Annotated in this window: 26 protein-coding genes; 15 read left to right on the plus strand and 11 right to left on the minus strand. The window is 65.6% G+C overall.

Going from position 1 to position 23230, the window contains the following annotated elements:
* The first annotated feature begins 173 nt into the window (after positions 1 to 173).
* Positions 174 to 1187 (plus strand): hypothetical protein, encoded by a 1014-nt coding sequence (locus MU558_RS01220; protein WP_246971259.1) that lies wholly within the window; start codon positions 174 to 176, stop codon positions 1185 to 1187.
* Between the two features lie 100 nt (positions 1188 to 1287).
* On the opposite strand, the gene MU558_RS01225 is transcribed toward MU558_RS01220, so the two are convergent.
* The 3 genes from MU558_RS01225 to MU558_RS01235 all read right to left on the minus strand — a co-directional run bounded on the left by MU558_RS01225 (position 1288) and on the right by MU558_RS01235 (position 4852).
* Entirely contained in the window at positions 1288 to 2070 is a 783-nt protein-coding gene (locus MU558_RS01225) for a VOC family protein (protein ID WP_246971262.1), read from the minus strand.
* Between the two features lie 48 nt (positions 2071 to 2118).
* On the minus strand, positions 2119 to 3813 hold the full coding sequence (locus tag MU558_RS01230; protein ID WP_246971264.1) for a Na+/H+ antiporter NhaC family protein: 1695 nt from the start codon (positions 3811 to 3813) through the stop codon (positions 2119 to 2121).
* A 166-nt stretch (positions 3814 to 3979) separates the two neighbouring features.
* Entirely contained in the window at positions 3980 to 4852 is an 873-nt protein-coding gene (locus MU558_RS01235; RefSeq protein ID WP_246971267.1) for a cell division protein CdpA domain-containing protein, read from the minus strand.
* 125 nt (positions 4853 to 4977) lie between these two features.
* Here MU558_RS01235 and MU558_RS01240 point away from each other — a divergent pair, with 125 nt between their 5' ends.
* The 4 genes from MU558_RS01240 to MU558_RS01255 all read left to right on the plus strand — a co-directional run bounded on the left by MU558_RS01240 (position 4978) and on the right by MU558_RS01255 (position 7569).
* On the plus strand, positions 4978 to 5265 hold the full coding sequence (locus MU558_RS01240; RefSeq protein ID WP_246971270.1) for a DUF5789 family protein: 288 nt from the start codon (positions 4978 to 4980) through the stop codon (positions 5263 to 5265).
* A 7-nt stretch (positions 5266 to 5272) separates the two neighbouring features.
* Positions 5273 to 5971, plus strand: coding sequence for a CPBP family glutamic-type intramembrane protease (locus tag MU558_RS01245; RefSeq protein WP_246971273.1), 699 nt, complete (start codon positions 5273 to 5275; stop codon positions 5969 to 5971).
* 67 nt (positions 5972 to 6038) lie between these two features.
* On the plus strand, positions 6039 to 6476 hold the full coding sequence (locus MU558_RS01250; protein ID WP_246971276.1) for a DUF302 domain-containing protein: 438 nt from the start codon (positions 6039 to 6041) through the stop codon (positions 6474 to 6476).
* 73 nt (positions 6477 to 6549) lie between these two features.
* Positions 6550 to 7569: an AI-2E family transporter gene (locus tag MU558_RS01255; RefSeq protein WP_246971278.1), complete on the plus strand. Its 1020-nt coding sequence runs from the start codon at positions 6550 to 6552 to the stop codon at positions 7567 to 7569.
* 65 nt (positions 7570 to 7634) lie between these two features.
* Here the strand turns inward: MU558_RS01255 and nreA are convergent, their stop codons facing one another.
* Positions 7635 to 8933: a DNA repair protein NreA gene (nreA, locus tag MU558_RS01260; protein WP_246971280.1), complete on the minus strand. Its 1299-nt coding sequence runs from the start codon at positions 8931 to 8933 to the stop codon at positions 7635 to 7637.
* A gap of 86 nt (positions 8934 to 9019) precedes the next feature.
* Between nreA and MU558_RS01265 the strand changes: the two genes are divergently transcribed.
* The 3 genes from MU558_RS01265 (at position 9020) to MU558_RS01275 (ending at position 12125) form a co-directional block, all read left to right on the plus strand.
* A complete protein-coding gene (locus MU558_RS01265) occupies positions 9020 to 10090 on the plus strand; it encodes a lycopene cyclase domain-containing protein (RefSeq protein WP_322987027.1) in 1071 nt (356 codons plus the stop codon).
* Entirely contained in the window at positions 10087 to 11133 is a 1047-nt protein-coding gene (locus MU558_RS01270) for a Brp/Blh family beta-carotene 15,15'-dioxygenase (RefSeq protein ID WP_246971282.1), read from the plus strand. The genes MU558_RS01265 and MU558_RS01270 overlap by 4 nt, the downstream gene beginning before the upstream one ends.
* A gap of 203 nt (positions 11134 to 11336) precedes the next feature.
* Entirely contained in the window at positions 11337 to 12125 is a 789-nt protein-coding gene (locus tag MU558_RS01275) for a bacteriorhodopsin (protein ID WP_377070386.1), read from the plus strand.
* An 80-nt stretch (positions 12126 to 12205) separates the two neighbouring features.
* Here MU558_RS01275 and MU558_RS01280 read toward each other — a convergent pair whose 3' ends face one another.
* Positions 12206 to 13171 (minus strand): transcription initiation factor IIB, encoded by a 966-nt coding sequence (locus tag MU558_RS01280; protein ID WP_246971286.1) that lies wholly within the window; start codon positions 13169 to 13171, stop codon positions 12206 to 12208.
* 162 nt (positions 13172 to 13333) lie between these two features.
* Between MU558_RS01280 and rnhA the strand changes: the two genes are divergently transcribed.
* Positions 13334 to 13927 (plus strand): ribonuclease HI, encoded by a 594-nt coding sequence (gene rnhA, locus MU558_RS01285; RefSeq protein ID WP_246971288.1) that lies wholly within the window; start codon positions 13334 to 13336, stop codon positions 13925 to 13927.
* Positions 13928 to 14066: 139 nt separating this feature from the next.
* A complete protein-coding gene (locus tag MU558_RS01290; RefSeq protein ID WP_246971290.1) occupies positions 14067 to 14681 on the plus strand; it encodes a DUF7108 family protein in 615 nt (204 codons plus the stop codon).
* 15 nt (positions 14682 to 14696) lie between these two features.
* On the opposite strand, the gene MU558_RS01295 is transcribed toward MU558_RS01290, so the two are convergent.
* A complete protein-coding gene (locus tag MU558_RS01295; protein ID WP_246971293.1) occupies positions 14697 to 15065 on the minus strand; it encodes a PadR family transcriptional regulator in 369 nt (122 codons plus the stop codon).
* 208 nt (positions 15066 to 15273) lie between these two features.
* On the opposite strand from MU558_RS01295, the gene MU558_RS01300 reads away from it, so the two are divergent.
* The 4 genes from MU558_RS01300 (at position 15274) to MU558_RS01310 (ending at position 18178) form a co-directional block, all read left to right on the plus strand.
* Positions 15274 to 15807, plus strand: a complete 534-nt coding sequence (locus MU558_RS01300; protein WP_246971295.1) for an inorganic diphosphatase — start codon at positions 15274 to 15276, stop codon at positions 15805 to 15807.
* 254 nt (positions 15808 to 16061) lie between these two features.
* Positions 16062 to 16193 carry a hypothetical protein gene (locus tag MU558_RS23095; protein ID WP_265781525.1) on the plus strand — a complete coding sequence of 44 codons (132 nt, stop codon included), beginning with the start codon at positions 16062 to 16064 and terminating at the stop codon, positions 16191 to 16193.
* Positions 16194 to 16370: 177 nt separating this feature from the next.
* A complete protein-coding gene (locus MU558_RS01305; protein ID WP_246971297.1) occupies positions 16371 to 17714 on the plus strand; it encodes an alkaline phosphatase family protein in 1344 nt (447 codons plus the stop codon).
* A gap of 44 nt (positions 17715 to 17758) precedes the next feature.
* On the plus strand, positions 17759 to 18178 hold the full coding sequence (locus MU558_RS01310; protein ID WP_246971299.1) for a DUF371 domain-containing protein: 420 nt from the start codon (positions 17759 to 17761) through the stop codon (positions 18176 to 18178).
* A 16-nt stretch (positions 18179 to 18194) separates the two neighbouring features.
* On the opposite strand, the gene MU558_RS01315 is transcribed toward MU558_RS01310, so the two are convergent.
* Positions 18195 to 18899: a DUF2270 domain-containing protein gene (locus tag MU558_RS01315; RefSeq protein WP_246971300.1), complete on the minus strand. Its 705-nt coding sequence runs from the start codon at positions 18897 to 18899 to the stop codon at positions 18195 to 18197.
* Positions 18900 to 18994: 95 nt separating this feature from the next.
* On the opposite strand from MU558_RS01315, the gene MU558_RS01320 reads away from it, so the two are divergent.
* Complete coding sequence (locus tag MU558_RS01320; protein WP_246971301.1) at positions 18995 to 19819, plus strand: endonuclease III domain-containing protein; 825 nt, start codon at positions 18995 to 18997, stop codon at positions 19817 to 19819.
* A gap of 54 nt (positions 19820 to 19873) precedes the next feature.
* On the opposite strand, the gene MU558_RS01325 is transcribed toward MU558_RS01320, so the two are convergent.
* From MU558_RS01325 to MU558_RS01340, 4 genes are all read right to left on the minus strand, one after another.
* Positions 19874 to 20449 carry a cupin domain-containing protein gene (locus MU558_RS01325; RefSeq protein ID WP_246971302.1) on the minus strand — a complete coding sequence of 192 codons (576 nt, stop codon included), beginning with the start codon at positions 20447 to 20449 and terminating at the stop codon, positions 19874 to 19876.
* Between the two features lie 164 nt (positions 20450 to 20613).
* Complete coding sequence (locus tag MU558_RS01330) at positions 20614 to 21027, minus strand: EamA family transporter (protein ID WP_246971303.1); 414 nt, start codon at positions 21025 to 21027, stop codon at positions 20614 to 20616.
* A gap of 86 nt (positions 21028 to 21113) precedes the next feature.
* Positions 21114 to 23048, minus strand: a complete 1935-nt coding sequence (locus MU558_RS01335; RefSeq protein ID WP_246971304.1) for a beta-CASP ribonuclease aCPSF1 — start codon at positions 23046 to 23048, stop codon at positions 21114 to 21116.
* On the minus strand, positions 23045 to 23203 hold the full coding sequence (locus MU558_RS01340; protein WP_246971305.1) for a hypothetical protein: 159 nt from the start codon (positions 23201 to 23203) through the stop codon (positions 23045 to 23047). Before MU558_RS01340 ends, MU558_RS01335 begins: the two co-directional genes overlap by 4 nt.
* Positions 23204 to 23230: the final 27 nt, after the last annotated feature.

Raw genomic sequence — 23230 nt, forward strand, 5'->3', positions numbered from 1 at the left:
CGACACACTCCGAGGACGCCATCTGTCCATCGACGACCCGCTGACCCGGGTCGTACCCGAGGGGACGTCACGGCTGCACGCATCGAACCGGCCGGGGAGGCAGGTCCAGTCGCGACCGCGAGCACACGCCGAACCAGAAGGTTTTATTTAAGAGACCGACGACGACGGGACGAATGACCATCCATCGACGCGATACGTTGAAGCTCGTGGGCGCAGCGGCGACGGCGGCGATCGCCGGCTGTTCGGACGCACCGGGACTCGGTGGCGGCAGTGACGACCCGGACCCACCGGCGTACAGCAACTGGCTGACCACCGACGACGAGACGCTCGTCTACGCTTCCCTCGAGTGGAGCGCACTCGAGGAGTTCCAGAGCGACAGCGGCGAGGACGAGGCCCCGATCGTCGACGACGAGAACGCGGGAGACGATCCGATGATCGGGCTCCCGACTGGCGGGCTGGTCGCGGTCGGACTCGCGGGGAGCTTCGGGCTCGCCGCGTTCGGCCTGAGCGGACTCGTCGCCCTCGAGGGCCAGCAGAGCGGGAGCGAGTTCGACTCGAGCGTCGAGAAGATGGTGCTGGCGAACGAGGCGTTCGTCGTGACGGGCGACCTCGAGACCGACGAACTCGACGAGCGGCTGACCAGCGAGTCCCAGAGTATGTTCAGCCAGCAGTACGAACAGACCGAGACGATCGGCGACTACGACGTCTATACGCCCGTCTCGGGGGAGCGAAACGCGATCGCGATCTCCGAGGGCGCGCTCGTCTTCGCCGTCGACAGCGACGCGCCGGTCGACGTGATCCGAGCGCCGATCGAGGCTTCGGCAGGCGACACAGAGCGGGCGACGGCAGAACACGAGGACCTCGCGTGGCTCGCCGCGACCGGCGGCGACGGCCACCTCGTGCTGGGCCTCTACGGCGATCCGGAGTCGCCCGTCGAAAACCAGACCGGAAACGAGAGCGCCGTGAGGACCGAAGACGACTACGAGGTGTTCACGGACGCGTCGGGCGTCGTCTCGTCGCTCACCTTCGAGAGCGAGACGACAGTCACCGGCGACCTCGCGGCCGTCGTTGCCGAACCCGACGAGGAGACACTCGAGGAGGTCGTCGGCTCGACGGCCACGGAGGGATCGGTCGAGGTCGACGGCGACCGCGTCACTGCGTCGGCGACCTGGGAGAAAGACGCGTAGCGACGAGTGACGACCCGGGAGCTCGCGACTCTCGGCTTCGGATTCGAAAAATTCGATCGATCTTCTCGCGTACGACCAGAACCCGGAGTCGCGAGCGTCCCTAGAACGGGAACAGCGACTCCGCCTCGAGGTCGCGCTCGATGAGTTCGATCTCGTGGCCGTCCTGGTCTTTCGTGAACGCGTACATGTCGTCGTTGCTCTCGGGGTCGCGGTAGTCCGCTGCCTCCCGGACGAGCAGCTGTTCCCAGTCGTCCTGGAGGTCGTCGACGCGGACGCAGAGGTGGCCCCAGGCGTCGCCCATCTCGTAGCTGCGCCCGTCGTAGTTGTAGGTGAGTTCGACGGCCATCGCCTCGTCGGCCGCACCCTCGGGTTTCACAAAGTAGTTGGCGAAGGTGTCGGCCTCCCAGCGGCCGGTGTGTTCGTACTCGAACTTCCGGGTCCAGAAGCCAAGCGCCTCGTCGGCGTCCTCGACGCGGATCATGGTGTGGTCGAGCGACCAGCGCGCGCCGTAGTCGCGCTCAACGATCTCGACCTCGTGACCGTCCGGGTCCGTGACGAACGCGTAGGAGCCGCCACAGGACTCTGGGTCGCGGTAGTCCTCGACGCCTTCGTCCATCAGCTCCTCGTAGGCGTCGAAGACGTCGTCGACGCGCACAGCAATGTGCCCCCAGGCGTCGCCCATCTCGTAGGACTCGCCCTCGTTGTAGGTCAACTCGAGCATCGCCCCTTCCTCGTGCATCTCCTCGGGACCGAGGTAGACGATGGTGAAGCCGTCGCCCTCGTAGCGGTCTTTCTCCTCGTAGTCGAGGTGGCCCTGGTACCACTCGAGGGATTCCTCGAGGTCTTCGACGCGCATCATGACGTGGTCGAGCGTGCCCTGCATGGGCGAGAAGTCGTGCGCTGGCGGCAAAAGGCTAGCGAAGCCGGCGGTCTAGTCGGTCTCGCCGGGAACCGCACCGGTTTCGGAGCCGGTCTCGACGTCCTCGAGGTCGCCCGACGACGCGATCGGGGAGACGCCTTTCCGCCGGGCGTCGAGTTCGGAGAACGCGTAGACGAGGCCGACGAGGACGACGGCCCCGAGCGGGAGGAAGACGACGGGGGGGACGCCGAGGAAGCCGTACAGCAGGTAACACAACGTCACGACGAGCATGACGGTCCCGGCGTAGTACAGCTGGGTCCGGACGTGGTCGATCAGGTCGGCACCCGTGAACGTCGAGGAGAGGACGGTCGTATCGGAGATCGGCGAGGTGTGGTCGCCGAAGATCGCCCCGGAGAACACTGCGCCGACGAGGACGGGCGCGAGGTCGAAACTCGTCGTGAGTTCGTAGCCGACGGGGAGAGCGATCGGCGTGACGATGCCCATCGTCGCCCACGACGAGCCCATCGTGAACGCGACGAACGCGGAGACGAACAGGACGACGATCGGCAACAGTGCGGGCGAGACGACCTCCTCCGCGACGCCGGCGACGTACGTGCCGGTACCGAGGTCCTCGGCGACCGCGCTGATCGACCAGGCGAGCACGAGGATCGTCACCGCCGTCACCATGAGGTGGAAGCCGTCGACGACCGTCTCGACGGCGGTCGCGAGGTCGACGATGTCGTAGAACAGCCCGATGGCGGCGACCGTCGCGATCATCGCGAACGAGCCCCAGACGAGCGCGGCGGCGAAGTCGCCCGCACCGATCACGTCGACGAGCACCTGCACGACGCCGTCCTGGCTCGTCGCCGCCTCGAGCGACGTCGGCCCGCCGGCCTCGGCCTGGTCGTCGACCCACGTGCCGTAGCCCGTCCAGAACGCGCCCGCGAGCGTGACGACGATCAACACGACGACGGGGGCGAAGAACGTCCGAAGCATCGGACGGGTCTCGATCGGCTCACCCAGGTCGCCCTCGACTTTCTGCAGCGGCTGTGCGTCCTCACGGCTGACGTTGCCCGTCTGCCACGATCGGTGTTCGGCGTCGAGCATCTCCCCGAAGTCCCGGCGCGTGTAGAGGACGACCCCGACCATGAGGATGGCGAGCAGCGCGTAGGTGTTGTACGGGATCGACTGGACGAACGTCTGGAACACGCCGGGGGTCTCGACGCCGTGGGTCTCCTCGACGACGCCGTACCCCTCGTCGATCATCGACAGCTGGAACGCGACCCAACTCGAGATGGCGATCGTCGCCACGGGCGCGGCCGTCGAGTCGACGATGTACGACAGTTTCTCCCGGGAGATGCGCATCTGGTCGGAGATTTCGCGCATCGTGCTCCCGACGATCGCCGTGTTGGCGTAGTCGTCGAAAAACAGGAGCATCCCGAGGATCCACGTGGCGAGCCCGGCGTTGCGCTGGGTCTCGAGGCGAGTCGTCGCCCAGTTTCGCACGGCGGTCGCCCCGCCGAGTCGCCAGATGAGCGCGACGCCCGAACCGAGCAACAGGGTGAACACGAGGATCTGTGCGTGAAACGAGTCGGCGATCGAGCCGGTGATCCACCGGAACGTCTGCCCGACGCCGAGACTCCCGGTCAGGATGACGCCACCCGACCAGATGCCGAGAAACAGCGACAGGATCGGCCGGCGCGTCACGATCGCCAGCGCGATCGCGAGCAGCGGCGGCACGAGCGAGAGTGCTCCGAACTCGGCCATGCGAACGCTAGACGTGGGGTATCCCAATAACGATGATTGTGATCGTAGTTATAATTCCTGCGTACGAGACTATTACTCCGACCCGCGGATCGAACCGTCGAGACGGTGCTCGGTCGCCCGGCCGAGAAATATGTATTACCACAGCACACAGGAGTGGCGAGTCTGCTCACTCGTGGTTCGGCGTCCACTCCTCGCAGGCGTCCATGTCGTCCATCGCCCCGTCGTGGTACGCACAGTAGGGCGTCATCCCCGAGGACGAGCGGACGTACTGGAAGTGCGCGCAGTTCCCGCAGTACCGGTCGGCTGGCTCCGACGGCCCGGTGGGCGCGTCGACGATCTCGGCGTCGCTGCCGTCGAGCGGCGAGTCGATGTCGGAGGCTGCCGATCCGCCGTCGCTCGCCGGTGCGCTCACCTGGGCGGCACGCGCCGTCTCGTTCGGGTCGGCCGACGCATTGGTCTGGGTCTCGACCTCGCCGTCCGGCGTCCCGCCGAGGAAACCGATCCCGCCGAGCCCACCGCTCGAGCCGTCGACCTCGACGACCTTCGTCTCGCCGCGTCGGGTGACGTTCATCTCGAGGGCACCGCCGGGGTCGTTCCGGGTCTTGAAGTTGGCGACGGCGACGAACAGACACCAGATGGCGGTAAAGAGCCCGAGCAGGTAGACGACCGAAACGAGCAGCGTCAGGTCGTCACCGTGCCCGCGCCAGTGGTGGGGGTAGGCGTGCCAGAAGAGGGCGACGCCGAGCAGACAGAGGCTCGTTCCGATGGCTGCTGCGGCACGGACGCGCCGACTCGCGGGCAAGACGGCGAAGACGCCCACGAGCACGGCGGGGACGCCCAGTCCGGCGAGGATTCCGGCCCACTTCACTGCCCCGAACTGGCCACCGACGTACGCGGCGAAGAGGTCGGTCGTCGCGACGAACACGGCCACGACGGCGAGGGCAGCACCGAAGAGGACAAGCGCCGTCCCGGCGTACAGCCGCCGGAGGCTCGTCACTGCCGCCCCGTTGCCGTCGTATACCTCCGTCAGGCTGGTCATACGCGTCCCGTTCGCGCTCGGGACACAAAACGATACGTCAGACAACTACCAAAGAACGGAGAGGATCGACGGAACGAGGCGGCGGAAGCGAAAGCTTGAATCGACGGGCTCGCAAACGCCCGATCATGAGTGACGAGGAAGAAGAGTCCGAACCCGCCGTCTCCCTCGGCGAGAAGACGCCCGTCGAGGGCGCACCGCTCGCGCGAGTGACCTCCCGACTGACCTGGCCGAAAGAAGCCAGCGAGGTCGACCGACTCGAGGGCGAGAGCGTCGTTCGGACGGCCGAGGGGCCACTCGAGCTGTCGGACGTGATCGCGGAGATCGACGAGACGTACTTCCAGCGCCGCCAGGAGTTCGAGAGCCACGCCCGCGGCGTGATCGGGACCGGCCCTGTCCAGACCGCAGACGAGTAAGAGAGCCGTGGCGACCGAGGAGGTCCGTACCGGCGTCCGCTGGCTGCGCGAGCGCCTCGCTGCCCTCACGTGGGTGCAGCGATCGTTACTCGCTGGTGCGCTATTGACGGTCCTGTGGACGAACCTCGTCCGCTCGGGACTGCACAATCGTCTCCTCTTCGACGGCCTGTTTCTGTTCGCGGGACCGCTCGCGCTGGCGCTTTCCCACGGCGAGGACATCGGCTGGCGGGTCGACCGCCTCGCGATCCGGAACACGGTCGTGCTCGCGCTGTTCGTCCTGCCGTTTTACCTCGTCGGCTCGACGCTGCCGACGATTCGGACGTTCTACCCGATCTGGGAAACCAGCGCCGTTCCAGGCGAGTTCGTTCCTCACGCGGTCAAACTGTTCTTCCTTGCACTGGCCGCCGAAACCTACTACCGGGGGCTGCTCTGTGTCGGCGTCCAGGACGTCGGCTTCAAGGCGGTCTTCATCAGCCCCATCGTCTACATGTTCCACCACGCGGGAAAGCCGCCGATCGAGTTTCTCCTCTCGGGACCGACGGACGTCCTCTTCGGTGCCGTCGACTACCGGTCGAACTCGATTCTTCCCTCCACGATCGCACACGGCGCGGGTCTCGTCTTGCTCGACTGGCTCGTCCTCCACGACCCGCTGTTCTCGCCGACGCCGGTCCTGCGCGCGCTCGAGTGGCTGCCCGTCCCGCTATAGTCGGCGGCCGCGCACCCGGCAGCGTGCAGGCCGTACAGGTTTTTACGTGGCCGCCGAATCGACCGTCGTGAGTCTTCCAGTCGACCCGACGACAATCGATCCGGAAGCGTACGGCGAGATGCGAACCGTCCTCGAGATGGACCACGACGAGGCGGTTGAACACGTCCGCGAGGTGTTCACCGACGCGGGGTTCGGCGTTCCCGTCGAGTTCTCCCCCTCGGAACTGCTCAACGAGAAGGTCGACGCCGACCGCGCTCCGTACTACGTCCTCGGGGCGTGCAACCCGGCGATCGCCGACCGCGTCCTCGACGCAGCGATGGAGATGGGCGGTCTCTTTCCCTGCGGCGTCGTCGTCTGGGAGAAGACGCCGGGCCGACAGGTCGTCTACCACGTCTCGATTATGAAAATCGGCCACCTCCTCGGGATCGCTCCCGACGACGAAGAGTGGCAGGCGATCGTCGACGAAACGGGCGAGATGGTCGATCTGGCCTTCGAGAACTTGTAACTCGGCCCGCCTCGTGGCCTCGAATACCACGAATGCTGTCAAGTTTTATGTAGTACAGACGAGATGAACAGGCATGAACGCCCGGACCGGGCTCTTCGCCGCCCTCCTCACCGTCCTCGCCGTCGTCGGATTCCTGCTGATCGTTCCCTTCCTGCAGTACGTGCTGATGGCCGCGTTGCTCTCGTATCTCCTCCATCCCGCCCACGAGCGACTGGCTCGCGTCGTCGGCCCCCACGCGTCCGCGACCGTGCTCACGACGGTCGCGTTCATCGCCGTCGTCGTCCCCGCCCTCGTCGTCTCGCTGGTCGTCGTAGAGACGGTCACGTCGTTTCTGCGCTCGTTCGGTCGCGACGACGTGGTGGCGACGGTCGACGCGACCAGGACCGTCTTGATCGACGGCGTCGGCCTCGATCCATCCGCCGTCGACGACATCGAGGCGAAGCTCCTCGAGGAGGCCGTCTACAGGTCGCTCGAGACGGCCACGACGGAGGGCGTCGCCCTCCTCGCGACGACCGTCCGGACGACGTTTGGCGCGATCGTCCTCGCATTCGTGCTGTACTACCTGCTCGTCGACGGAAAGCGATTTCTCGCCTGGATCCGCCAGATCGCGCCGCTCGAGGATCGCCTCCAGGAGCAACTGTTAGCCGAGACACACGGGACGACGCAGGCCGTCGTACGGAGTCACCTGCTCGTCGCGATCGTCCAGGGCGTCCTCGGTGGCGCCGCCTTCGTCGCCGTCGGGCTTCCGAACGCGGTGTTCTGGACCGTCGTCATGACGGTCGCCTCGATCCTGCCGATCGTCGGCGTCTGGGTCGTCTGGGGACCGGCGGCGCTGTACCTGTACGGTAGCGACGCGACACTCGCGGCGGCGATCCTGGCCGGCTACGGCGTCGTCGTGCTGTCGACGGTCGACGTCGTCTTCCGGAGGCGACTCGTCGACGGGGACGCGAGTCTCCACCCCGCCGCCGTCCTCGTCGGCGCGCTCGGCGGTATCTACACGCTGGGAATCATGGGCGTGGTGCTCGGGCCGGTCCTGCTCGGGATCTTCAAATCGAGCGTGACGGTCCTCAACCGGACGCAGTCGCTGCGGTAAGGGCTTACAGCGGTCCGTATGAGAGGACGTCGAGTCCGGTTCGTTGGCGTGCCACTCGAGTCCCGTCAGTTCGTCCCGAACGCGGAGAGGTTCGACTGCAACCCGGCCGCGAGTTCGGACTTCCGGCGGAGTCGGGCGTGTGAGATCGGCAACTGCGTGGCGACCGCCGCGACGGCGTCGTGGAACGTCTCGGCCGCGCCGTACTCCCCCTCGAAGGCGTTGCGAACGCTCTCGCGGACCTGCCAGACGCCGACGGGGGCCCAGTAGTCGTCGCTGACCTCCCGCAAGACCAGACACTTCGCCTGCCGGCCGATCGACTCGAGGTGCTCTAAGACGGCGAGTCGAGCGGCGTAGTAGGCGCCCGCGGTCTCCTCGACGTACCCCGAGCGGCCCTCGTAGCCCTCGGCGGCGCTCGCCATCCAGACGTCGTCGTGGGGGTCGGGATTCCAGATGCTGCCGGGCGCTTTCATCTCGACGAGTTCGAACTCCCACGTGCCGGGCGCGAGGACGATCCAGTAGCGGTTGCCGACGTACTCGTTCTCCCAGACCTGCACCTCGTCGATGCTCGGGGCGTTCTTGATCCGCCCGCGGAGGAACTGACCGACGGTGTCGTCGACTGCGGTGATCGACCACCGCGTGGGGACGAGTCGGCGATTCTCGGCCTGCCCGAGCGCGCCCGCCGAGAGGATCGAGTCGATCTCGTAGACGTCGAAGCCGCGCCGGTAGAGATACGTCATCGCCCCCTGGGCCTGCCAGTCGTCGTCCTCCAGGGTCTTCTTCACCGGCCGTGGCACGTGGGGGTTCTCCGTGAGGTCCGCAGAGCGGGCGGTCGCACGCGGACCGCGCGGGGTCGCCACGTCCGTCCCCGCGTCGAGGCCGAGGTCGGGTTTCCCGTCGAGCCCGATCTCGAGGTCGACCGGACGGTCGGCGATCGCCACCTCGCGCTGGACGCCGACGAAGCCGTCCCAGACGTCGGCCACGGACGGTGCGAGCCGGCTGGCGATCCCCGGCGAGTCGACGTTCGCGCGCTTGCTCGAGTTGAGCAACCCCGTCCGACGCTGGAGAACGTCGTCGATGGCGTACCCCTGTCGGTACCAGCTGTCGTCGGTGACGTACTCCTCGGCTGCACCCTCGTCGCCGACGGGCGAGAGCAAACCGACGGGGATGTCCGGGTAGTTCGAGCGCCCGACGAAGATCGACGGTGCGGTCGAGCCGACGAGAGTGTCGCCACTCAGCGCGTCGTCGAACCGCTGCTCGAACTCCGCGATGTGGTCCGTGATCGCGTAGGACTTCTCCCTGGCGAGTCGGCGGCGTTCGGCCTCCTCGTCGGGTTCCAGGTCCTCGATGTACTCGTCGAGGCGCATTCGACTCGGGGTACGGCCGGCGCGGGTTTGAATGTTGAGTGTCCGCGCCGAGCCCCGTTCGTGATTCCACGTTGACCCTAACCAGTATGGCCCCGCCTGTTCGTCGATCCGCGCCGTACCGGGGGTATGGACATCCCGACGGGACGCTGGCCGCCGGCGGCAGTGACGAGCGGTGCCGTCGGACCGGCGAAGCGGTCTCGAGTCGCCGACCCGCGGTCTCGACGCTCGGTCGGCATCGCCGGATCGGACCGGAACCCGAAGACCGTCGCGCAGACGGATGGAGGGAGAAACCGCACGGCAGGCAGCAGATCCGTGCTGACGAACGCAACGGCCGCTCGGATGTGACGATGACGGTTCCGCTGACCTACCTCGAGTTCCACGCGCTGTTCGTCCTCCCGCCGGTCGTGGCCCTGTTCGTCGCAGCAATGCGTCGCGAGCGGGCGTGGTGGAACCGGCGTGCGGTCGCCGGAATCGGCATCATGAGCACCCTGGCGGTGGTGTACACGACTCCGTGGGACAACGCACTCATCGACCGTGGCGTCTGGTGGTACGGCGACGGCGCGGTAGCGCTGACGCTGTGGCACGCACCCCTCGAGGAGTACCTGTTCTTCGTGTTCCAGCCGGCGCTGACCGCGCTCTGGCTCTACCAGTTCGTCTCGGTCGAGTCGGTGCCGTTGCGACTGCCGGTCCGAACCCGGCTGGTCGGCCTGGCGGCTGGCCTCCTCGTCACGGTCGTCGGTGCCGCGCTCGTACTCGCCTCGAGTTCGACGCTGTACCTCGGCGCGACGTTGCTGTGGGCCGGACCCGTTCTGGCGATCCAGTGGGCCTTCGGCTGGCCCTACCTCTGGCGGACGCGGCGCGTCGTCGCTGCCGGCGTCCTCGTCCCGACGCTGTACCTGTGGATCGTCGACTGGATCGCGATCGACCTCGGCATCTGGGTCATCTCGAGTACGTACACGACCGGCTTCACCCTCGCCGGCCTGCCCGTCGAAGAGGCGGTCTTCTTTCTCGTTACCAACGTCTTCGTCGTCCAGGGCCTCGTGCTCTACCGGTGGCTGCTCGACCGACTGGAGCGAAGCGACGCGCGAACGGTCGTAACCGAGGCAGGCTCACCGACGCTGGCTGATCTCCTCGAACGGCGGGAACCGGAAAGATGACGACGTACACCTCGTCTCCGACCCCAGTGTCGTCCGAGGCCCGGAGCAACGCCCGTCGGCTGGCCCTCCTTCCGGGCTGGGTGGCACTCGCCGCGACGCTCGTCGTCGTCCTCGCAGTCGAGACGATTCCGCTGTCCTACCAGCTCGTTCCGCTCGCGCTCAGCGTGCTCGTTCTCGGGCTACCCCACGGGGCGGTCGACCACCTCGTCGTGCCGCAATCGACCGACAGGCCGTTCTCGATCGAGACGGCGGCGACCGTCGGCGGCGTCTACCTCCTCGCAGGGGGTACCTACGCAGTCGCGTGGTTTCTCGAGCCCGCGCTTGCGTTCGCCTTCTTCATCCTCCTGACCTGGTTCCACTGGGGGCAGGGGGAGCTCCACCCGCGTTTCCGGCTCGTCGGCGCGACCCGTCGTTCGAGACGCGCCGTAGTCGAGACGCTCGTCGTTCGCGGCGGCATCCCGATGATCGTCCCCCTGCTCGCCTTTCCCGACCAGTACCGGCTCGTCGCCGGCTGGCTCGTCTCTCTCTTCGACCCGGGCGCAGTCGCGACGCTCGAGGGGCTGTTCTCCGCCGAGTTTCGCACCGTCCTCGGCGTCGGCTTCGGTACGCTCGTCGTCCTCTCGCTGGTCTCCGGCGTCGGACGGGAAGACCGCGAGACCTGGCTCGTCGACGCAGGCGAGACGCTGCTTCTGGTGGCGTTTTTCGCGACGGTCCCGCCGTTGCTCGCGATCGGCGTCTACTTCTGTGCGTGGCACTCGCTGCGCCACATCGTGCGATACCTCCTGCTCGAGGAGCGATCGGTCGTCGCACTCGAGGAGGGCCGATCGGTGGCGGTGCTCGGCCGATTCGCGCGCGACGCCGCGCCGTTGACCGCGCTCTCGCTCGTCCTCGCGGTCGTCCTCTACGCGCTCGTCCCGAACGCGTCCGGTGCCACCGAAGACCTCCTGGCGCTCTATCTCGTCTTCGTCGCCGTGTTGACGCTTCCACACGTGCTCTTTGTCACCTGGCTCGATCTGCGTGAGGGTCTGCTGGGGAACGGCTGATAATGGTGGCTGTGACTGGGTGCCGACGCAACTGCACGATGATTCGCGGTTGCGGCGGTACAGACTCACAGCCATCGGTATGACGGCCCGCCCTGCGATGCAGGTCTGTCAGTACGACGTCGAGAGGAGACCCTAACTGGTATGGCTCCGACCTGATTGGGTTGACGAGCCAACACTAGTCGCTCATGACGACACTCGTTCCACTGACGCTCGAACCGGCAGTCGAAGACGCCCTCTCCGAGCCGCTGATGGCGAGTTCGCTCTGGTTTATGATCGCGCTGATGGGGGCTGCAACGGTGCTGTTCGTCTACATGGGTCGCAACGTTTCCGACCCGCGAATCGCGCTGATCTTCGCGGCGACGATCGGCGTTCCGGCAGTGTCGATCTCGAGTTACTTCGGGCTCGCGTCCGGGCTGACGATCGGCGTCGTCGAGATCGCGGGTCGCGGCGAGACGGTCACGATGTGGGGTCGATACCTGACGTGGACGTTCTCGACGCCACTGATCTTGCTGGCGCTGGGGCTGCTCGCGGGGTCGAACGCGACGAAACTGTTCACGGCGATCGTTTTCGACATCGGCATGTGCGTGACGGGCCTGGCGGCGGCGCTGACGACGCAAGCGGTCTGGATGCGCTGGGCGTGGTTCGGGATCAGTTCGGCGTTTTTCCTCGTGGTCGTCTACGTCCTGCTGGTCGAGTGGCCCAGAGACGTGCGCGCGCAGGAGCCGGACGTACAGAACCTGTTCAACACGCTAAAGCTGTTGACGGTCGTACTGTGGTTTGGCTATCCGATCGTCTGGGCGCTCGGCACGGAGGGGCTCGCCCTCCTCGGTACCGGCACCACCGGACTCGCGATCACCTCCTGGCTGTACAGCCTCCTCGACGTCGGCGCGAAGTTCGTCTTCGCGTTCGTCCTGCTGCGATTCCTCGCCGACGAACCGGAGACGGTCGCCCGGAAGACGCTGTTCGGAGCGCCGACGACGGCCGACGACTGACGGTCGACGCCGACGGCGTCGAGAACGCGAGCGGCTGCTTCCCGGCGATCGCTGGCGCGAAAAAATTCCGCGGACGGCAGTTAGCCGTGGATTCCCATCGCTTCGATCTGTTCCTGGTACCGATTGCGGATCGTCACTTCCGTCACCTGCGCGACGTCTGCGACCTCCCGCTGGGTCTTCTTCTCGTTGCAAAGGAGGGACGCGGCGTATATCGCGGCGGCAGCGTACCCCGTCGGCGATTTGCCGGACAGCAACCCTTCCTCGGCTGTCTTCTCGATTATCTCGTTGGCCTTGGTCTGGACCTCTTCGGAAAGTTCGAGTTCAGAACAGAAGCGCGGGACGTACTTTTTCGGGTCGACGGGTTTCATCTCGAGGCCGAGTTCCTGCGAGATGTACCGATACGTTCGACCGATCTCTTTACGTTCGACGCGAGACACCTCGGAGATCTCCTCGAGGCTACGCGGGATGCCTTCCTTCCGACAGGCGGCGTACAGCGCCGACGTCGCGACGCCTTCGATCGATCGCCCGCGGATCAGGTCTTCTTTGAGCGCGCGTCGATAGATCACCGACGCGACCTCGCGAACCGACCGCGGGACACCCAGTGCGGAGGCCATCCGATCGATTTCGGAAAGCGCGAACTGGAGATTTCGCTCGCCTGCGTCTTTGGTTCGGATGCGTTCTTGCCACTTGCGCAGCCGGTGCATCTGACTGCGTTTCTTCGAGGAAATCGACCGCCCGTAGGCGTCTTTATCCTTCCAGTCGATGGTCGTCGTCAGCCCCTTGTCGTGCATCGTCTGTGTCGTCGGGGCGCCGACGCGCGACTTCTCTTGCCGTTCCTGGTGGTTGAACGCCCGCCATTCCGGCCCGGGGTCGATCTTTTCTTCTTCCACGACGAGCCCACAGTCTTCACAGATGAGCTCACCCCGGTCGGAGTCCTTAACGAGGTTCTCGGAGTCGCATTCGGGGCAGGCACGTACCCCTTCTTCCTCCTCCTCGACCTCGTCCATCTCGCGCGCTCGCTCCCGCTGGCGGGTGGACCGTGTCATCGCACTTTTATAGTAGTATCACGAGTGTATATAAATCCTTGGGAAGGATTTTCTACAGTTTGGACAATTCCGGCGAAAACCAGAGGTTAAGACCGGCCTCGCCGTCGATTCTGGACCGAAACCGGAAAGGTTTTAGCCGGTTTGTGGCGACCACAGCGACGGATGCCGGTCATCGAATGTGACGTCGAGAAGGCACGGAAACGCCTCGAGGACGCGGGCGTAACGGTCGAACCGGGCAATACGGAACACGAGCGCTTTCGCGCGCACCACGGCGGCGCGACGGCAGTCGCCTACGACGACAAGGTGGTGATCCAGGGCGAGAGTCCGCGCGATATCGAGGCGATCCTCCAGGAGGACGGCGGTCGCGCGCACGTCTACTTCGACGGCGCCGCCCGCGGTAACCCCGGTCCCGCCGCCATCGGCTGGGTGATCGTCACCGGAGACGGCATCGTCGCCGAGGAGAGCGAGCGAATCGGCCGCGCGACGAACAACCAGGCCGAGTACGAGGCGCTGCTGGCGGCACTCGAGGCCGCACGGGCGTACGGCTACGACGAGGTCCACGTCCGGGGCGACTCCGAGTTGATCGTCAAGCAGGTTCGCGGCGAGTACGACACCAACGACCCGAAGCTGCGGGAGAAACGCGTCAGCGCCCTCGAGATCCTCTCGTCGTTCGACGAGTGGACGATCGAGCACGTTCCGCGGGAGATCAACGACCGCGCGGACGGGCTCGCGAACGAGGCGCTCGACGGCCAGTGATAATGATGGCTGTGACTGGTTACCGACGCAACCACAAGACGGTTCGCGGTTGCGGCGGTACAGACTCACAGCTATCGTTATGAGAACGTCGAACCGACACTGAGAAACGACGACGACGCCTAGACGACCCCCAAACGACATGAGCGACGCTGCAAACGATCGATCCGACGACGCCGGGGAGGACGAACTCCCGGAAGAGACCGTCGACGAGGCCGAACGGCTCACGCGACTGGCGAGAACCGCCGTCGACGAGAACGAGCGAGACGCCCACCGGGAAAAGCGGGCGGAAATCCTCGGAGCACACGAATTCACGTCTCGAATCCGCGAGGACGAGGACGGCGACGTGCTCGTGCTCCACCCAGCGGAGTGGCTCGAGGACGGCACGATCCGCACGGACCGCATCGAGGACGTCTCGCGTGCGGTCGAGATCCCACTCGAGGGGACGGGAGATCCCGACGACTGGAGCGAACTCGACGCCGAGAACCGTCGGCTCGTCGAAGCGGTTCGCGAGGAACACGGCGACGTCCACGGCGACAACGCCGCCGCGCTCGCGGACTTCATGGGCAACCACTACGCTCGCCCGATCGCGTCGGCGACGGCCGACGAGATAACGGAGTTTCTCACCGAGTACTTCGTGAGAAACGCGTGGCCGTCCGAGAAACAGCGAGCCGTGGTCGACGAGTCGATCAGACTCGTGTTCGAGACGGCCGACGAACCGGTGCCCGAATTCGGTGTTCAGTACCGCAACGGCTGAGACGGACTACTCGTTTCAGTCGTTACTGTAGCTCTCGTCGACGAGGTCGTGGATCTCCTCGGCGCGGTCGTCGCCCGTGACGACCTTCGAGAACGTCCACTGGATACCGTCGAGGACGGCCTCGTAGCCGTCGTCGGTCAGCGAGTACTGGTTGGTGCGTTTGTCGAGTTCGCTCTTTTCGACGAGTCCGAGGTCGACGAGTTCGTCGAGGTTCGGGTAGAGTCGACCGTGGTTCACTTCGGTTCCGTAGTAGTCCTCGAGCTCCCGCTTGATGGCCAGCCCGTACATCGGCTCTTTGGCGAGGATGACGAGAATGTTGTTCTGGAACGCGGTGAGTTCGCGTGCGATGCCCTTGCTGCCGGTGATTGATTGTGCCTCTGACATAGTTTCGTAAATGTCACCTGACTATTTAAGACTTCCCAACTATTCTTCCGTTCAGATCGATCGTCAGCGCTCGATCCGAGTCGACGTACCGTGACCGAGACCGACGAGTTGCCCGTTACCACTGTCGGTCAGACGCCAGGTAGCCGTCAGATCTATTTGAAACTCGATTACGAAAGTACTTTTTGATCGACCGCAGAGTCGAAAACGTATGGTGAATCTCTGGGAAGACCTCGAGACTGGACCGAACCCGCCAGAAGAGATCTACGCCGTCGTGGAGTGTCTCAAAGGCGAGCGCAACAAGTACGAGTACGACAAGGACGTTCCGGGCGTCGTCCTGGACCGCGTGCTCCACAGCAACGTCCACTACCCGAGCGACTACGGTTTCATCCCGCAGTCGTACTACGACGACGAGGACCCCTTCGACGTGCTCGTGCTCGTCGAAGACCAGACGTTCCCCGGCTGTGTCGTCGAGGCACGCCCGGTCGCGCTGATGAAGATGGACGACGACGGCGAACAGGACGACAAGGTCATCGCCGTCCCCACCGAGGATCCCCGGTACGACCACATCGAGGATCTGGAGGACATCCCCCAGCAGCTCAAAGACGAAATTGACGAGTTCTTCGCGACCTACAAGAACCTGGAGGAGGGCAAGGAAGTCGAGACCCTCGGCTGGGAGGACAGGCAGGCCGCCTACGACGCGATCGAGCACGCACAGGACCTCTACGAGGAGAACTTCCAGTAATACTACCGGACAACAGTCAGTGACTACTCGATCGCGTCTCGACGGCTGTCGTCGCTGACGACAGCGTCTCGAGTGCGATCGATGGCTGAACCGTGTTGTCCGGCAGTATACGCCGACGACGGCAGTTGGCCGTCGTTCGGTCCATTCTGTGCCGCCGTGGTGATTCGGATTCACGCGAGTTATGCGCCCCCATTCGGCGATGAGTTATGAGCATGAGTAATTTTATTGTCCGTGAGGGACGATATACACCTGTTATGGCAACGAAGAACCCGCCCGCGAAGCCAGCCACGGACGCCCCCGAGTCCGGTACTGGCATGGCGCATCCGACCGTCGTCCCGGTGAACTTCGACCCCGACGCACCGGGCAACCGCCGGGATCGGGACTGATCGCGGCCGTTCGCCGACGGCCGGCCACGGTCGTGGACGGCCGCCCTCGCTCGAGTCGCCCTCCATCCGCTCGTCCCCGCTCGAGGCGAGCGACGCGTCGACGTCGTCGCGTCGTAAATTCTCGAAAACAGTGTCTAGAGACGAACCTTCTTGTATCCCCTCGAACTACGCCCCCTCATGGGTCTATTCGACCGACTTCGGGGTGATGGGAACCCCCGCGTCGCCTTTATCGGAATCGACGGCGTGCCGTACAGTCTCCTCGCGGACAATCCCGAGGAGTTCCCGAACTTCGCGGCACTCGCCGACGAAGGAACTGCAAGCGAGATCTCGAGTATCGTGCCGCCGGAGTCGAGTGCCTGCTGGCCCTCGCTGACGACGGGAATGAATCCCGGCGAGACCGGCGTCTACGGCTTCCAGGACCGCGAGGTCGGCACCTACGACACCTACGTTCCGATGGGACGTGAGGTACAGGCACCGCGCCTCTGGGATCGCGTCACCGACGACGGGCGCAACGCGACCGTGATGAACGTCCCGGTCACGTTCCCGCCACAGCGCAACGTCCAGCGGATGGTCTCGGGCTTTCTCTCGCCTGACCTCGAGAAGGCGGCGTTCCCCGACGACGTCCGCGACTACCTCGAGTCCATCGACTATCGGATCGACGTGGATCCGAAACTCGGCCACGAGGAGGACAAGACGGCGTTCATCGAGGACGCCCACGAGACCATCGACGCCCGCTTCGAGGCGTTCTCCCACTACATCGAACAGGACGACTGGGACCTCTTTTTCGGCGTCTTCATGACCACCGACCGGGTCAACCACTTCCTGTTCAAAGACTACGAACGCGACGGCGAGTACAGAGAGGAGTTCCTCGAGTTCTACCGCAAACTCGACGACTACGTCGGCCAGCTCCGCGAGTCGCTGCCCGACGACGCGACCCTGATCGTCGCCTCGGACCACGGCTTCACCAGCCTCGACTACGAGGTCCATTTCAACGCGTGGCTCCAGGAACAGGGGTGGCTCTCGTTCGACACCGACGACCCCGAGGAACTCGACGACATCGCAGACGAGACGCGCGCGTACTCGTTCATCCCCGGCCGATTCTACATCAACCTCGAGGGAAGGGAACCCCGCGGCTCCGTGCCGGAAGAGGAGTACGACGAGGTTCGCGACGAGCTCAAGGAGATGCTCGAGAACCTCGAGGGGCCGGACGGCCAGCAGGTCGTCGAGCGCGTCGTCGAACACGAGGACGCCTTCCGCGGCGACCACGACGAGATCGCCCCAGACCTCGTCGCTATCCCGGCACACGGGTTCGACTTCAAGGCCGGGTTCAAAGGCGGCGAGGAGGTGTTCGACACCGGTCCGCGAAACGGCATGCACAGCTTCGACGACACCGCCCTGTTCATCGACGACCCCGACGCCTCGATCGGTGACGCCGACCTCTACGACATCGCGCCGACCATCCTCGAGTTGATGGACGTCGAGTTCAGCCGCGGCGAGTTCGACGGCGCGAGCCTCGTCTAGGGCGATTCGATTCCGTTTTCCGATCGAAGGTCGCTCGTCGAGGTATGCCACTCGAGGAAGTCATCCACGCCCGCGGCCACGAGAACGTCCGGGCCGAACACGCGAGCACGTTCGAAGTGACGACCGACGACTACCTCACGCCGGCCGGCGACTGCATTCTCGCGATCGAGGCCGACCGCGCCCCCGCGGACTTCGATCCCGCGTTCGTCGCGGCCTGCCAGGACCCAGAGGCGACGATCACGTTCACCATCGAAGCCGACGGCCACGCGGAGACCGTTGTCGGACGTGGCGATCCCGACCTCGAGTTCACGAACGAGCGAAGCGCGGTCGGCCGGACGAGCAGCTACGTCGACGACCGGACGATCATGGTCGACGCCGCGTTCGCCGCGGTCGGGTTCGACCGCGACCTCGTCGCGGCGCTCGCCGACGGTGCCGAGGCGACCGTGACGCTCACCGTCGAGTGACGGTCGAGCGTGGTCGTCACCGGTGGCTGCCGACCGCCTGCTCGTGTAGTTCGTCTTCTGCCTGCCACGTGCGAGGGCGGACGGCGATGACGACGGCGACGAGGTACAGCGCCACGACGCCGCCGGTCACGATCAGTCCCGAAATCGGGCCGATCGCCGCACTCTCCGGCCACGGCTGGGACGCGAACGCGACGACGCGGATCCCCCAGGAACCGAGCATCACGGTGAACAGAAACAGGTAGATCCGTCGGAGTCGGTGTGCGATCGACTCCTCGACGGAGATCTTGATCACCGGCCTGCGGTAGTCCTGGCCGAGTTTCCTGCGCCACTCCGGATCCACGAGGCCATCGGAGGCGTCGAGGCCGTACGCGAAGACGTTCTTCTGGAACGTACGGACCCGTCCCCGCCAGAGGTCGTAGCCGCGGTAGCGGCGGGCCTCGATGAACAGGAACGCGACGAGCGCCGTCGTCCCGAGCAGGATGATGTAGTGTGGGTTGTTCCGACTCGAGAACGCCCACGTGAGGATCGCGCTCATGACGATCACCGCCCAGTTCGTCGTCTGGTCGAGCCGTTCCCGCCAGACCTGCATCCGGTGGACCTCGCCGCGATAGAGGTGTGCCAGCGACGAACTCGGCCCCATCTCCTCCTCGAGCAGTCCGCTGCCGACCTCGCGGTGTTCGGCGTCGGTTGGATCGACGTCTTTTGCAGATCGCTTCGCCATCGTCTCTACGTGCCACCCGAGGGCGAAAGAACGTGGTGATTGCTCGGCGACGTATCACAACCGTTAGTTCGCCGGACCGACGAGCGAACGTACGGATGGCCACCGACTCTCGCGCGGAAGCGGTCGTGAATCGCCTCGCCCGTCTCTACGGCGATCGTGGCTTTCCCGAGCACAACATCGACGGCGGACAGAACGCCGTCACGATCGCCGACGACGAGTCGATCTTCTGGGAGCAGGTCGGCGACGAACAGGACGCGTTCGTCTGTCTCGTCCGGACCATCCTGAGCCAGAACACGAGCGACGTGGCGAGTCAACCCGCCCACGACGCGTTACGCGAGCGCTACGACGGTCCCGACGTGGACCTCGCCGAGTCGCTCGCCGCCGCCGACCGGGACGAACTCGCCGAGACCATAAGCGCCGCCGGTCTGTACAACCAGAAGTCGAAAGCGATCCAGCGGGCCGCCGAGTGGGTGCTCGAGGAGTTCGGCTCGGCCGCCGCCTTCGACGCATTCGTCACCGAGGACGCGCCGGCGGCGGTCAGGGAGACGCTGCTCGAGGTCCGCGGCGTCGGTCCCAAGACGGCCGACTGCGTCCTGCTGTTCTCGGGTGGCCGGTCGGGCGTCTTCCCCGTCGACACGCACGTCCACCGCATCTATCGCCGACTGGGTATCGCGCCGCCCGACGCCGACCACGAAGCGGTCCGCGAGATACTCGAGCGCGAGGTCCCCGCCGAGAAGTGTGGGTTCGGTCACACCGCGACGATCCAGTTCGGCCGCGAGTACTGTTCGGCGCGGAAACCGGCCTGTCTCGAGGACCCGGACGCGTGCCCGTTGTTCGACCTCTGTGACAGGGTGGGCGTCGACCTCGAGTCCGGCGACGTCGTCGATCCCTCGGAAGTCGCGGCGGCAGGCGAGCAGTGACGGCCGGCGAACGGGCGTCACTCGGCGACGATGTAGCGATATTCGACAGCGCCGTCAGTCTCGAAGCGGCGGACGGTCGAATTCGCTCCCACAGCCCTGGCAGACGACGACCGGTCGCGTCTCGTTCTCCGCGAGCGTGAAACGCAGGTCGTCGTGTCCGCACTCGGGACAGTCCCGCGGGACGTACTCGGCGGCACAGTCCGGGCAGACGAACGACAGCCCATCCTCGCCTGCGTCCAGACGCAGGTCGTCGTGGCCACACTCGAGGCAGTCGACGGGGACTCGCGTGTCCTCGGTGTCGCGAGGCGCGCCGAGCGCGACCGCCACGAGGTCCTCGTCGGAGTCGTTCGTGCCCGACTGGAACTCGCCGGGAGCGAATCGGATCGCCTCCCCCGCGCCGACGGTAACCTCGCCGTCCATCGTCTCGAACGTCGCCGCCCCCTCGAGGACGAGAAACACCTCCTCCTGGTCGGCGTGGGCGTGGAGCCCGCCGGGAAACCCCTCGCCGGGGGCGAGCCGATAGTGGTTGATCGCCACGACGGCCGTCTCGAGCGGGTCGGACAGCCCGCGGCGGACGCCCCCGCCGCTCGAGTCGTCCGGCACGACGTCGTCGACGGTCACTTTCTCCATGTCGTCGCCATCGTAACGGGACGCAATCAATGTACGGAGTGCGGAATCGGCCGGGCGTCGACGATCCGTTCGGGGTCGAGAGTCATACGGTCTTCGTAACTGTGTACCGGTGCACCCGCGTAGCAGGTCGCGAGTGCGCCGGAAATGACTTACAGAAGTCCGTATCAGTTCGCGAGCAGGAGGACCGCCAGGGCGGCACACGCGATGCCGAGGGCGTCTTTGAGTGCCAGCGACTCGCCGAGGACGAGGACGCCGAGGACGGCCGGGACGAGGAAGTACAGCGCCGAGATCGTCGTGACGATACCCACGTGGCCGGCAGAGAGGCCGGCGTAGAACGCGACTGCGGCGATCCCGGCGAACACGCCCGCCGCGAGGGCGTACGTGACGCCCGTTCGCTCGAGAGCGATCGGATCGCTCTGGACGGCGACGTAGCCGACGGCGACGACGACGCCCGCGGTGTACGAGAGGATCATCGCGAGTTCGGGCTCGAGCGTTCGCGTCGCCTCGTTCGCGAGGACGGTCCAGAGGCCCCAGCCGAGCATGGCGACGACAGCGAGCGAGACGGCGTGTTGGCTCATCGGTCGACGGTCCGGCTCGGACGGTCCTAACGGCTTCGACACGGCGTTCGGTCGAAACGAGTGTCTGCGAGAGAACGGTGGGGAGACTACAGGAACCGGAACGTCTCGAGGTTCTTCGGCGCGAACGTCCGCATGTTGAACTCGTGGTACAGCGCCGAGGACAGATCCTGCGTGGAGCGTTCGTCGCCGTGGACACAGAGGACTTTCTCGGGGCGGGGGTTCATCGTCCGGACGAAGTTCTCGAGGCCGGCGCGGTCGGCGTGGCCGGAGAAGCCGTCGACGGTTTCGACGTCCATGTTCAGCGAGAGGGTACCGCGGCCGCCGCCGTTGCCCATGGCACCGACTTCGCTGGTGGGGATTTCGTCCCAGCCGTTCTGGATGCGTCGACCGAGGGTACCCTGTGCCTGGTAGCCGACGAAGACGAGCGTCGAGTCCGGGTCGGGACCGATGTGGCCCAGCCAGGACATGATCGGGCCGCCAGTGACCATCCCCGAGGTCGAGAGGATGATACAGGAGTCGCCGTCGGCGACGTCCTGGCGTTCCTCCTCACCGCCGTCGATGTGGTTGAACTCCTCGGCGAGGAAGGGGTTCTCGTTCTCGTGGAAGATGCGGTCGCGCAGGTCGTCCCGGAGGTACTCTGGATACGTGGTGTGGATCGCCGTCGCCTCCCAGATCATCCCGTCTAAGTGGACAGGCATCGACGGAATATCGCCCTCGCGCATCGCCTCCTCCAGGACGAGCATGATCTCCTGGGAGCGGCCGACGGCGAACGCGGGGATGAGGATCTTTCCGCCGCGGTCTGCGGTCTCGTTGATGACCTCCTTGAGTTTGCGCTCGGAGTCTTCCTGGTCGGTCTGGTAGTCGTTGCGACCGCCGTAGGTCGACTCCATCACGAGCGTCTCCACCCGCGGGAAGTCGTTGGTCGCGCCGTTGAACAGGCGCGTGTCCTCGTAGTGGATGTCACCGGAGAAAGCGACGTTGTACAGGCCGTCGCCGATGTGGAAGTGGCTCACCGCGGATCCGAGGATGTGGCCTGCGTTGTGGAAGGTGAGTTTGACGTCCGGCGCGATGTCCGTGACGTCGCCGTACTCGAGCGGGATGGTGTGTTTGATCGCCTCGCGGACCATCTCCGACTCGTACGGCGGGGTTCGCCCTTCTTTCGCGGCGACGTCCAGGTAGTCGAGCGTCAGCAGTCCCATCAGATCCCGCGTCGGCTCGGTACAGTAGATCGGGCCGTCGTAGCCGTACTTAAACAAAAGCGGAATGAGCGCGGAGTGGTCGAGGTGGGCGTGGGTGAGGACGACCGCGTCGATGTTCTGTGCGCCCGCGCCGAGTGCTTCGGGGACGTGGAGGTACGGCACCTCGCCCTCGGCACCTGGCTTGTCACCACAGTCGATCAGTACCCGCGTTTCGGGCGTCGAGAGAATAAAGGAGGCCCGCCCGACCTCGCGACAGCAGCCCAGCGTGGAGATGCGGACGTACTCGTCGTCGGACATCTCCTCGCGGTGAATCTGTCGGCCGACCCGCTCTAAGATGTCCCGGCGGTCGTCTCGCTCCTGTTTGAGGAAGTTTCGGACGTTCGAGACGGTCGACGACTCGATCGGCGGCGTCCGGACGACTTCCGGCGTCCAGCCGACGTTCTTCGTGATCTCGCGCAGCGTCGAGCCGTGGCGGCCGATCACCATGCCGGGCTTTTCGGCCTCGATGACGACCTCGCCGGTGTCGGCGTGGAAGTCGAGGTCCGTGACGCCGGCCTCCTCGGGGATGACGTTCATGATCTCCTCGCGTGCCTCGTCGGGCCGCGAGAGGACGCTCGGATCCGGGCGGACGGTGATCCGCTTCCGGAGTTTACTCGCGAGTTTCCGGACGAGGTCGCCCTGCTGGGCGAACTCCTTCGGATCGCGCGTGTAGACCACCAGTTCTGGCCCTTCGTACTTCACTGACGAGACCGAGATGTGACTCGGCAGCTCGCCTGTGATCTCTGCTTTCAGTTCGTCGAGTTGCTGCTCTACAGTGCTCATGTTCGCAAGAGTTCACTCGCGTGGACCCGCTTTCGGACGGGCGTGCCGGACGTCCAGCAGGCGTCACGGGTACGGTCGACGCGTCCGGGAACGGCGACGGAGAGACGGGGCTGTCGAATCACGCCACCCAGCGAGGGCCACGTAGTCTGTGCCATGTATCGTCTCTCGTCCCGGATCATCGT

The organism is Natribaculum luteum (genome assembly GCF_023008545.1).
Taxonomy (GTDB): Archaea; Halobacteriota; Halobacteria; order Halobacteriales; family Natrialbaceae; genus Natribaculum; species Natribaculum luteum.